Below are 11,648 nucleotides of genomic sequence, written 5' to 3' on the forward strand. Positions count from 1 at the left end.
CAAGGCGAGCCATGCATAACGGGGAAGCACGCCATGTCCATCTTCGACGAAAACGAGCACCGCGAGGCCTTCTGGGAAACCGTGCGCCAGGCCATCGAGGCGCGCCAGCAAGCTGATGAAGCCCGTCGCGCGGGGCGGTTGACCGGGCTGGCAATCGGCCTTTCAGTGGCGGCGCTGGCGGTTGCACTCATGGCTTGGCGACACCGGTCTGCAGATGATGTGGCTTGAGGCTGTCCGGCTGCGCCACGCTCACTCTTGGCGCTCCATTGTGAATTCCCATTCATAAGATGCGGCGAAGGTGTTGCCGCGACGTCGTAAAGACGGGGTGGGAGGGAGAGCCGCGCGGTTATCTAACCACGATGATCGTGCGCATGGACAGTCGGGCCGATCCGGCATCCAGCCTGAAGCCGCCAGGCGGACTGCTTCAGATCAAGGCGCAGGGAAAGGGCGGCGTTACAATTTGCCGCTTCTTCCCAGGGTGTTCCATGCCACGCGGCCTCGTTCTCGCCACGCCTCAGCTCACGTCGGACGGCACGCCGTTCTCCGCGCAATACGACGACGTCTATCACAGCTCCGAAGGCGGTCTGGCGCAGGCGCATCACGTTTTCCTGGGCGGCAATGGCTTGCCTAGCGCATGGCAGGGCAAGCGAACCTTCACCATTGTCGAAACAGGCTTCGGCCAAGGTCTGAATTTCCTTGCCACGTGGGCCGCGTGGCGCCACGATCCGCAGCGTTGCGCGCGACTCGATTTCGTTTCGATCGAGAAGCACCCATTCGATCGCGTAGGCTTGTCGATCGTGCATCCAAAGGACGGCGCGCTGGCGCCTCTTGCCGAGATGCTCCGTCAATCGTGGCCCGTGCCCGTGCCGGGTGTGCATCGCCTGGCGTTCGATGGCGGCTGCGTCACCCTGACGCTGCTGTTTGGTGACGCGATGGAGACGCTGCCCCAACTGTCGTGCGCTGCCGACGCGTTTTATCTCGACGGCTTCTCTCCCGCAAACAACCCGGATCTGTGGCAGCCGCGCGTGTTCAAGCAGCTTGCGCGGGTAGCGCGCGCCGGCGCGACATTGGCCACGTATACCGCCGCTGGATTCGTACGGCGCGGCTTGCAGGAAGCTGGTTTCGAGGTGCGCAAGGCGCCCGGTTTCGGCACCAAACGCGACATGACCGTCGCGCAATTTCCAACCCACTGGCGCACGCGGCGCGGACCGGCCGAAGCGCCGGTCTGGAGCCAACATCACGCCATCGTGCTCGGCGCCGGGCTTGCCGGCTGCGCCGTTGCAGAACGGCTCGCGTCGCGCGGCTGGCGCATCACGCTCATCGACGAAAACGAGGGCCCCGCGCGAGGCACGTCGGCGCATCGCGCAGCGGCCATGCATCCCCATGTGTCCATCGACGACAGCGTGCTGTCGCAGCTATCGCGCGCAGGCAATCTCCTTGCGCGCCGCCACTGGGACGCGCTGGATCGCGCCGGCTTCGCCGCAGGTTTCCAATGCACCGGCGTCCTGCAACTCGCTGAACACGCCGGCGATGCCATCGAGCAGCAACGCATCGTGCAAGCGCTCGGCTATCCAACCGATTACATCGACTGGCTCAATGTGGAGCAGGCCGCCGAACGCATCGGAGCCAGCGTTCCGCAGGGAGGGTGGTGGTTTGCGCAAGCCGGCTGGGTCGCACCGCCGGACATTTGCCGTGCCAATCTCGCCGCTGCCGGGGCCGCTGTCGACGCACGTTGGAACACGCGTGTCGAATCGCTGCGCCAAGACGGCGATCAATGGGCGGCGCTGGACGCGCACCAGAATGTGATCGTCAGGGCGCCGGTCATCGTGCTCGCCAACAGTCTCGGTGCGGCACGTCTGGCGCCGTTGACATCCGCGTCGCTCAAGCCGGTGCGCGGTCAACTCACCGATGTGCCCGTCACTGCATTGCAAGCCGGCGCCGCGTGGCCAAAGGCCGTTGTTTGCGGCGAGGGGTACCTCTTGCCTGCCGAGCAGGGCGCACAGTCAGTGCGCATAGGTTCCTCATTCCAACCGGGCGCATCCGATCTGACGGAGCGCGTCGCCGATCACGTCGCCAATCTCCGGCGGCTGACCGCGTTGCAACCGGGTCAAGCGGGCGCGCTGGGCAGGCTCGACCCTGCCCAGTTACGAGGCTATGTCGGTGTGCGATGCGTCTCGGCCAATCGGTTGCCGTTGATCGGTCCGCTGGCGGATGAGGCCGCCGCTGCGGTACCCGGTTTTCGCTTGCGCGGGCCGCATGCGCAATTGCCTCGCCTTGCCGGGCTGTATGCCGCACTTGCGTATGGTTCGCGCGGCCTCACATGGTCGGTACTGGGCGCGGAGTTGCTGGCGGCACAGATTGACGGTGGCCCGCTCCCGCTGGAATCCGACCTGGTGGCAGCGCTCGACCCTGGCCGCTTTGTCCTGCGTGCGTTGCAACACGGAGGCCTCCAAGGGCAGGGCGCTGCACGCACGGAAAGCAAGGCTGCGGAACCGCTGGATTAACGCGCCGATTGAAGGGTTTTCCAAGCGTTCCGACCCAAAAAATCAGGGCCGCCGAACGTTCCATGCCATAATATGCGTTTTGCGTTTGCCAGCCTGAACGCGCCCGACGTGCCGTGCATTGTGCATTGAAGCGGCCCTCGCGCCGCATTCCTGCAAGCCCGGCAAGACCAAGAACTTTGAACCACGGCTGCTGCTGGCGCTGCGCCGTTCGACGCAACCATCTTCTGAATCTGGAATTACGACCATGTCGACTATCGAAAACCTCGGCAAGCTTGATCGCAAAGTGACCCTGGCTGTCCCGAAGGCCGAAGTGGAGCAAGAGAAGCAAAGCCGTCTGGCGCGTCTGTCCAAGACCGTCAAGATGTCCGGCTTCCGCCCGGGCAAGGTCCCGATGAAGATGGTCGAGAAGCAATACGGCCAACAAGTCGAATTCGAAGTCCGCTATGACAAGGCGGCCCGTCAGTTCTTCGACATCACGAACGAGCAAGGCGTGAAGGTCGCCGGCCAACCGCGCTTCGAACTGAAGACCGAAGGTGTGGCTGACGATCAAGTCGCCTTCGACGCGACGTTCGAGGTGTACCCGGAAGTGAAGCTTGGCGATCTGGCCGGTGCGGAACTGACCCGCACCAAGACCGAAATCACCGATGCCGAAATCGACAAGACCCTCGACATCCTGCGCAAGCAACGCGTGCATTATCACCCACGCGGAGAAGCCGGCGAGCACGGTGACGGCGGTGCAGCCGTTGCCCAGGACGGCGACCGCGTGACGGTCGATTTCGTCGGCACGATCGACGGCGTGGAATTCGCCGGCGGTAAGGCTGAAGGTTTCAGCTTCGTGCTGGGCGAAGGCCGCATGCTGCCCGAGTTCGAGCAAGCCACGCTGGGCCTGAAGCAAGGCGAATCGAAAAAATTCCCGCTGGCGTTCCCCGAGGATTACCACGGCAAGGACGTCGCTGGTAAGACGGCTGAGTTCACCGTCACGCTCAAGCAAGTTGAGTGGGCGCACCTGCCGGAAGTCAATGAAGCCTTCGCGCAATCGCTGGGCATCGCCGACGGCAACCTCGACAAGATGCGCGCCGACATCCGCGAAAACCTCGAGCGTGAGGTCAAGCGCCGCACGCACGCGTTGCTCAAGGATCAAGTCATGGAAGCGCTGCTGAAGGTGGCAGAGCTGGACGTGCCGAAGTCGCTGGTCGAGCAAGACCAGGAGCGTCTGGTCGAAATGGCGCGTCGCGACCTCGAATCGCGCGGCATGCCGAACGCCAAGAACATGCCGATCCCGGCCGAGATGTTCACGCAGCAAGCTGAGCGCCGCGTGAAGCTGGGCTTGGTGCTGGCCGAAGTCGTGAAGGCCAACGGCCTGGAAGCCAAGCCGGAGCAGATCAAGGCTGAGATCGAAGAGTTCGCCAAGAGCTACGAAGATCCGAAGGAAGTCATCCGCTGGTACTACGGTGACCAACAGCGCCTGGCCGAGATGGAAGCCTACGTGCTCGAAAACAACGTGGTAAATTTTGTGTGCGACAAGGCCAAGGTTACCGAGAAGGTCGTGTCGTTCGAAGAGCTGACCGCCACGCCGGCGCAAGGCTGATTCGATCGATAGAGTTTCCGAAATAAGCACCGGAGAACCGCATGATCCGCAATGAACTGATCGACCAACTTGCCCGTACCCAAGCTTCCGCGCTCGAAACGCAGGGGCTCGGTCTGGTGCCGATGGTGGTCGAGCAGTCGGGCCGCGGCGAGCGCGCCTACGATATCTACTCGCGCCTGCTCAAGGAGCGAGTGATCTTCATGGTGGGCGAGGTCAACGACCAGACTGCCAACCTCGTGGTGGCACAGTTGCTGTTTTTGGAAAGCGAGAATCCGGACAAGGACATCTCGCTGTACATCAATTCGCCGGGTGGTTCGGTTTCGTCCGGCCTGGCGATGTACGACACGATGCAGTTCATCAAGCCCGACGTGTCGACGCTGTGCATGGGCATGGCGGCCAGCATGGGCGCATTCCTGCTCGCGGCCGGTGCCAAGGGCAAGCGTCTGGCGCTGCCGAACTCGCGCATCATGATTCACCAGCCGCTAGGCGGCGCGCGGGGCCAGGCTTCCGACATCGAGATCCAGGCGCGTGAGATTCTGTACCTACGCGAGCGCCTTAACACGGTGCTCTCGGAAGTGACCGGTCAGCCTGTCGATAAGATCGCCCGCGACACGGATCGTGATAACTTCATGAGCAGCGAACAGGCTAAGGAATACGGCCTAATCGACCAGGTCATCGCAAAGCGCTGAAGTGTCGAGGTAATGTGCCGATGGATGTGTAGACGGCGTGGCTGGTGCGTTTTGCGGCACACCGGCTACCGCACGAAACATGTCAAGCGGTGTCAAAAACGAGGCCTCGCGCCTCGTTTTTGCTTAGAACAACACCTGCGGATCGTCGCCAGATAATTTGGCGTATGATGCTGCCAAGAACTACTGGTAATCGTTATGGCGGACAAGAAAGGCTCGACTGGCGAAAAGCTGCTGTACTGCTCGTTTTGCGGCAAGAGCCAGCATGAGGTCAAAAAACTGATTGCCGGTCCCTCGGTCTTCATCTGCGATGAATGTATCGACCTGTGCAACGAAATCATCCGGGACGAAGCCGCCATCTCCGAAAAGGAAGGTGGTCTGGCGGTCAAGTCCGATCTGCCCACACCGCATGAAATCCGCCAAAGCCTGGACCAATATGTGATCGGTCAGGAGCAGGCCAAGAAGATCCTGGCGGTCGCGGTTTACAATCATTACAAGCGCTTGAAGCACCTCGGCAAGAAGGACGATGTCGAGCTGTCCAAGAGCAACATTCTGCTCATCGGGCCGACTGGCTCGGGCAAGACCCTGCTGGCTCAAACGCTCGCGCGTCTCTTGAACGTGCCGTTCGTCATTGCCGACGCCACCACGCTGACCGAAGCCGGCTACGTGGGCGAGGACGTCGAGAACATCATCCAGAAGCTGCTGCAGAACTGCAATTACGAGGTGGATAAGGCCCAGCGTGGCATTGTCTACATCGACGAAATTGACAAGATTTCACGCAAGTCAGACAACCCTTCCATCACCCGGGACGTTTCCGGTGAAGGCGTCCAGCAAGCGCTGCTTAAACTGGTCGAAGGCACGATGGCATCGGTGCCGCCGCAAGGTGGCCGCAAGCATCCGAACCAAGACTTCCTGCAAGTTGATACGACCAACATCTTGTTCATCTGCGGCGGCGCGTTCGATGGTCTGGAAAAGATCATCATGCAGCGCTCTGACAAGACCGGAATCGGTTTTGGCGCAGAGGTGCAGAGCAAGGAAGAGCGCGACGTCAGCGAAGTGCTGCCGCAAGTGGAGCCGGAAGATCTCATCAAGTTCGGCCTGATTCCCGAGTTGATCGGCCGTCTGCCCGTGGTGGCGACGCTGGCCAAGCTCGACGAGGCTGCCTTGATGGAAATCCTGGTCGAGCCCAAGAACGCAATCGTCAAGCAGTATCAGAAGCTGCTGGCAATGGAAGGGGTGGAGCTGGAAATTCGTCCGAGCGCGCTGACGGCAATCGCCCGCAAGGCGATCAAGCGCAAGACGGGTGCGCGCGGTCTGCGTTCCATCGTCGAGCACGCTTTGATGGATGTGATGTATGACCTCCCCAACCACAAGGGGGTGCAAAAGGTGGTGATCGATGAAAGCACGATCTCCGACGAAGGCAAGCCCTTGCTGATTTACGAAGAGCAACCCAAGGTTGCAGGTTCCAACTGACGCGAATGCCCGGCCGGGATGCGCCGTATGCGTCCCATGCAGGAAGCCGTTCGCTTGCGAGCGGCTTTTTTGCTTCGGGAAACCGGGTCGGCATGCGACTTGCAGCAGCGGTCTTGTAAAACCGTCGCTGTGCCCAATTTAGCCCTTACATGACTTTCTGGGGAAAATAATGTCCGGAACCCAACTTTTACCCGCTGAGCAGATTCGCCTGCCGCTGTTGCCGCTGCGTGACGTGGTGGTGTTTCCGCACATGGTGATTCCGCTGTTCGTGGGGCGCCCCAAATCCATCAAGGCGCTGGAAGCTGCGATGGAGGCGGGCAAGAGCATCATGCTCGTGGCGCAGAAGACCGCCGCCAAGGACGAGCCGACCGACAAGGATCTGTACGAGGTCGGCTGTATCGCCAACATTCTGCAGATGCTGAAGCTGCCGGACGGCACCGTGAAGGTGCTGGTCGAGGGCACGCAGCGCGCCAACATCCTCTCCGTCACCGACGACGAATCGCACTTCTTCTGCGAAGCCGTGCCCGTCGGTCCGGAACCGACTGAATCGGCTGAGACCGAGGCGCTGCGTCGCGCCATCGTGTCGCAGTTCGACCAGTACGTGAAGCTGAACAAAAAGATCCCGCCTGAGATTCTGACTTCGCTATCGGGTATCGACGAACCGGGTCGCTTGGCTGACACCATTGCCGCACATCTGCCGATCAAGCTCGAGCAGAAGCAGAAGATTCTCGAGATGTTCAACGTGACCGAACGTCTGGAGAGCCTGCTGTCGCAGCTGGAAGGCGAGATCGACATCCTGCAGGTGGAAAAGCGCATCCGTGGCCGCGTCAAGCGCCAGATGGAGAAGAGCCAGCGCGAGTACTACCTGAACGAGCAGGTCAAGGCCATCCAGAAGGAGCTGGGCGAAGGCGAGGAAGGCGCCGATCTCGAAGAGCTGGACAAGAAGATCAAGGCCGCCCGCATGCCGAAGGAGGCCAAGAAGAAGGCCGAGTCCGAGTTCAAGAAGCTCAAGCTGATGTCGCCGATGTCGGCCGAGGCGACGGTCGTGCGCAACTATATCGACACGTTGGTGGGTCTGCCGTGGCGCAAGAAGAGCAAGGTCAACAACGACCTGTCGAACGCCGAGCAGGTGCTGGATCAAGACCACTACGGTTTGGAAAAGGTCAAGGAACGTATCCTTGAGTATCTCGCCGTGCAACAGCGCGTCGACAAGCTCAAAGCGCCGATCCTGTGCCTCGTGGGGCCGCCGGGTGTTGGCAAGACCTCGCTCGGGCAGTCGGTGGCGCGTGCAACGAACCGCAAGTTCGTGCGCATGGCGCTGGGTGGCGTGCGTGACGAGGCCGAGATTCGCGGTCACCGCCGTACGTACATCGGTTCGATGCCGGGCAAGATCCTGCAGAGCCTGACGAAGGTCGGCGTGCGCAACCCACTGTTCCTGCTCGACGAGATCGACAAGATGGGTGCGGATTTCCGCGGCGACCCGTCGTCTGCATTGCTCGAAGTGCTGGACCCGGAACAGAACCACACGTTCCAGGACCACTACATCGAAGTGGACTTCGACCTGTCGGATGTGATGTTCGTGGCGACGTCGAACTCGCTGAACATTCCGGCGCCGCTGCTGGACCGGATGGAAGTGATTCGCCTGTCGGGTTACACAGAAGACGAAAAGGTCAACATCGCCCGTCGCTACTTGCTGCCCAAGCAGATCAAGAACAATGGTCTGAAGGAGGGCGAGATCGAGGTGACCGAAGCCGCGCTGCGCGACATCATCCGCTACTACACGCGGGAAGCCGGTGTTCGTTCGCTGGAACGCGAGGTCTCGAAGATCTGCCGCAAGGTCGTCAAGCAACTGCTGCTGAAGAAAGAAGCCAATACGTCCGTGAAGGTGGATTCGGACAACCTGGACAAATTCCTTGGCGTGCGTCGTTTCGACTTTGGTCTGGCCGGCAAGGAAGACCAGGTCGGCCAGGTGACCGGTTTGGCATGGACCGAAGTGGGTGGCGATCTGCTGACCATCGAAGCCGCGCTGATGCCGGGCAAGGGCAACATCACCCGCACGGGTTCGCTGGGCGACGTGATGAAGGAGTCCGTCGAGGCTGCGCGCTCGGTGGTGCGTTCGCGGTCGGCTCGGCTGGGTATCAAGGATGAGATGTTCGAGAAGCGTGACATCCACATTCACGTGCCCGAAGGGGCGACGCCCAAGGATGGTCCGTCGGCAGGTATTGCGATGACGACGGCGCTGGTGTCGGTGCTGACCGGGATTCCGGTGCGCGCAGACGTGGCGATGACCGGCGAAATCACCCTGCGCGGCGAAGTGTTGCCGATCGGCGGCTTGAAGGAAAAGCTGCTGGCCGCTCACCGCGGTGGCATCAAGCTCGCGCTGATTCCGGAGGAGAACGTCAAGGACTTGGCTGACATTCCGGACAACGTGAAGAACAGCATCGAGATTCAGCCGGTCCGCTGGATCGACAAGGTGCTGGAACTCGCGCTGGTGCGCAAGCCGGAGCCGCTGCCGGAAGAAGAAGCCAAGCCGGCGCCCGCCCAGGGCGATGACGGCAAGTCGCAGGAAATGGTGCATCACTGACATCTTGGCTTGCCGAGGTTGAAGAAGGGCCCGACATGTTCGGGCCCTTTTTCTTTGCACTGGCTGCGACACGTGGCACACAGTTCTTCGCCTTGACACGTCGATTGACGGCCACTTTAATGAATCCACACTAGCGGTGTTCGGGGAGGTGGCACGATGAATAAAACAGATCTCATCGACCATGTGGCAGCGCAAACTGATATGTCGAAAGCCGCAGCGGGGCGCGCCATCGACGCGCTGATCGACGGTATCAAAGATGCATTGTGCGACGGTGGCTCGGTCACGCTGGTCGGCTTTGGCACGTTTCTGGTCGGCAAGCGATCTTCGCGTAATGGACGCAATCCGCGCACGGGTGCGGCCATCACGATCGAAGGTGGTAAAGTTGCTAAATTCAAACCTGGCAAAGCGCTGAAAGATGCGCTAAACTAGCGGGCTTTGGTGCTCGTGGGTGACAACACGGGCGCCGGACAGTCCGGCTTACGCCGGCGGTACGAACGGGTGCTTAGCTCAGTTGGTAGAGCAGCGCCCTTACAAGGCGCGGGTCGGGAGTTCGAGCCTCTCAGCACCCACCATCGTTCGTATTGCCGCTCCAGCGTCGGAAGGTCCGACCCAATCTGGAGCGGTAGTTCAGTCGGTTAGAATACCGGCCTGTCACGCCGGGGGTCGCGGGTTCGAGTCCCGTCCGCTCCGCCAGAATTCTGTACAAAGGCCCGATTCGTTCGGGCCTTTGTCTTTTCAGCGGCGAATGCTTGCAGGTCATGCCTGTGCGCCATGCCGCGATTGTCCGGAATGTCGGCGGCACCTGATAGAATCGCCGGATTTTCCATCTTCCATTCACCTCCGGTCCAGCATGCTTGATTTCGTACGTACGCATCGGCGCTTGATGTTTCTGGTGCTGCTGATTCTGGTGTTCCCGTCGTTCGTGTTCTTTGGCGTGCAGAGCTATTCGAGCTTCATGGACAGCTCGCATGACGCTGCCAAGGTCGACGGCAAGGTCATCTCGACCAACGAAGTCGACGCGCGCGTGCGCGAGCAGACCGAGCGCCTGCGCCAGATGCTTGGCGCGCAATATGATCCGCGCCAGTTCGAAGGTCCACAGATGCGCCGCGACGTGCTCGACGGCATCATCCAGCAACGCGTGCTGGCCAATGAGGTCACGCGTGCAAACCTGACCATCTCGAACGAGAAGATTCGCGACACCATCCTCCAAATTCCGGCCGTGGCGGCGCTGCGCAAGCCGGATGGCTCCTTCGATCAGGAAGCCTACGTAAGGCTGCTGTCTGCGCAGAACATGACGCCCGAGCAGTTGGAAGGCAATCTGCGCTTCGAGCTCTCGCAGCAACAGATTCCGCAATCGATCGTGTCGTCGGCGTTTGTGCCGAAGTCGCTGGTGGATCGCCTCATCCAGGTACGCGATCAGCAACGTGAAATTCAGGCACTGCTGTTCAAGCCGGCGGACTACGCTGCAAAGGTCAATGCGGACGACAAGGCCATCCAGGCTTACTACGACGCGCACCAGCAGGAATTCTCTGTGCCGGAGCAAGTCAAGGCCGAGTATGTCGTGTTCTCGGGCGAAGAGATGATGAAGCAGATTCCGGTCACGCCCGAGCAGATCAAGGAGTACTACGATCAGAACGCTGCGCGCTTCAAGACACAGGAAGAACGCCGCGCCGCTCACATCCTGATCAAGCTGCCGGACAACGCCAAGCCTGCCGACAAGGAAGCCGCCAAGAAGAAGGCCGAAGAAGTCCTGGCCGAGGTGCGCAAGAATCCCGCGACCTTTGCCGAGCTTGCCAAGAAGTACTCGGGCGATCCGGGTTCAGCCGCGCAGGGTGGCGAGCTGGGCTTCCTCGGCAAGGGCGCGACTGTGCCGCCGTTCGAGAACGCGCTGTTTGCGCTCAAGCAGCCGGGCGACATCAGTGACGTGGTCCAAAGCGATTTTGGTTTCCACATCATCAAGCTGGAAGAAGTGAAGGGCGGCGGCGTGCAGCCCTTGGAAGCCGTGAAGCCTGAGCTTGAACGCGAACTGCGTACGCAACTCGCGAACAAGAAGTACTCGGAGCTGGCCGATGCGTTCTCCAACACGGTGGAAGATCAGTCCGACAGCCTGAAGCCGGTGGCTGACAAGCTCAAGCTGCAGATCCAGACGGCCGACAACGTGACCCGCACGCCGAGCCCGGCGCAGTCCGGCAGCCCCATCGGCAATGACAAGGTGCTCAAGGCGCTGTTTGCCGACGACGTGATCAAGAACCACCGCAATACAGCTGCCATCCAGGTGGGTCCGACCACGCTGGTTGCAGCGCGTGCGGCGGAGTATCGTCCGGCAACGGTGAAGAAGCTGGCCGACGTGCGCGAGCAGGTCAAGGCCAAGGTGATCGCCGAGCAAGCCGCTGCGCTGGCCAAGAAGGCCGGCGAAGAGAAGCTGGCTGCCGTGAAGCAGAGTAACAGCGCCGATGGTTTCGGTGCTGTACAGACGGTCTCGCGCCAGCAGGCGCAGGGCACGCCGCCGGCTGCACTGACAGCCATCCTGCGCGCGGATGCGACCAAGCTGCCGACCACCATTGGCGTCGACCTGGGTGCCCAGGGCTACGCGCTGTATCGCATCAACAAGGTGCTGCCGCCGGCCAATGTGGACGACACGCGGCGCGCTGCCGATGCACAGCAACTGGCTCAGGCCGCGGGTCAGACCGAGTTCAATGCCTACTATGAAGCACTGAAGGCGCGCTCGAAGGTGAAGATCAACAGCAGCGCGGTCGACAGCAGCAAGCCAGCCAATACGGCAGAGGACTGATACGGCGTGCAGAGCACGTAGC

8 protein-coding genes and 2 tRNA genes are annotated in these 11,648 nt (G+C 61.2%); all 10 read left to right on the top strand.

Annotated elements, in window-relative coordinates; all coding sequences use genetic code 11:
* Positions 1-33: 33 nt before the first annotated feature.
* The 10 genes from AAHM38_RS13240 to AAHM38_RS13285 all read left to right on the top strand — a co-directional run bounded on the left by AAHM38_RS13240 (position 34) and on the right by AAHM38_RS13285 (position 11,626).
* Positions 34-228 (top strand): hypothetical protein, encoded by a 195-nt coding sequence (locus AAHM38_RS13240; protein WP_009238056.1) that lies wholly within the window; start codon positions 34-36, stop codon positions 226-228.
* Between the two features lie 257 nt (positions 229-485).
* On the top strand, positions 486-2,504 hold the full coding sequence (mnmC, locus tag AAHM38_RS13245; RefSeq protein WP_116576610.1) for a bifunctional tRNA (5-methylaminomethyl-2-thiouridine)(34)-methyltransferase MnmD/FAD-dependent 5-carboxymethylaminomethyl-2-thiouridine(34) oxidoreductase MnmC: 2,019 nt from the start codon (positions 486-488) through the stop codon (positions 2,502-2,504).
* A gap of 244 nt (positions 2,505-2,748) precedes the next feature.
* Positions 2,749-4,092: a trigger factor gene (gene tig / locus AAHM38_RS13250; protein WP_116576611.1), complete on the top strand. Its 1,344-nt coding sequence runs from the start codon at positions 2,749-2,751 to the stop codon at positions 4,090-4,092.
* A gap of 41 nt (positions 4,093-4,133) precedes the next feature.
* The gene (gene clpP, locus AAHM38_RS13255; protein WP_004627017.1) at positions 4,134-4,781 is read left to right on the top strand and encodes an ATP-dependent Clp endopeptidase proteolytic subunit ClpP; all 648 of its coding nucleotides are present in this window, start codon (positions 4,134-4,136) and stop codon (positions 4,779-4,781) included.
* Between the two features lie 195 nt (positions 4,782-4,976).
* Positions 4,977-6,251, top strand: a complete 1,275-nt coding sequence (gene clpX / locus AAHM38_RS13260) for an ATP-dependent Clp protease ATP-binding subunit ClpX (protein WP_009238059.1) — start codon at positions 4,977-4,979, stop codon at positions 6,249-6,251.
* A gap of 169 nt (positions 6,252-6,420) precedes the next feature.
* Positions 6,421-8,835 (top strand): endopeptidase La, encoded by a 2,415-nt coding sequence (gene lon / locus AAHM38_RS13265; protein ID WP_009238060.1) that lies wholly within the window; start codon positions 6,421-6,423, stop codon positions 8,833-8,835.
* A gap of 156 nt (positions 8,836-8,991) precedes the next feature.
* Entirely contained in the window at positions 8,992-9,264 is a 273-nt protein-coding gene (locus AAHM38_RS13270) for an HU family DNA-binding protein (RefSeq protein ID WP_009238061.1), read from the top strand.
* A 67-nt stretch (positions 9,265-9,331) separates the two neighbouring features.
* A tRNA-Val gene (locus AAHM38_RS13275) sits at positions 9,332-9,407 on the top strand.
* Between the two features lie 44 nt (positions 9,408-9,451).
* Positions 9,452-9,528: transfer RNA gene (locus AAHM38_RS13280), tRNA-Asp, on the top strand.
* A gap of 157 nt (positions 9,529-9,685) precedes the next feature.
* A complete protein-coding gene (locus AAHM38_RS13285; RefSeq protein WP_165835800.1) occupies positions 9,686-11,626 on the top strand; it encodes a SurA N-terminal domain-containing protein in 1,941 nt (646 codons plus the stop codon).
* The last annotated feature ends 22 nt before the right edge of the window (positions 11,627-11,648 follow it).

The organism is Ralstonia sp. OTU4908, assembly GCF_038440115.1.
GTDB classification, from domain to species: domain Bacteria; phylum Pseudomonadota; class Gammaproteobacteria; order Burkholderiales; family Burkholderiaceae; genus Ralstonia; species Ralstonia pickettii.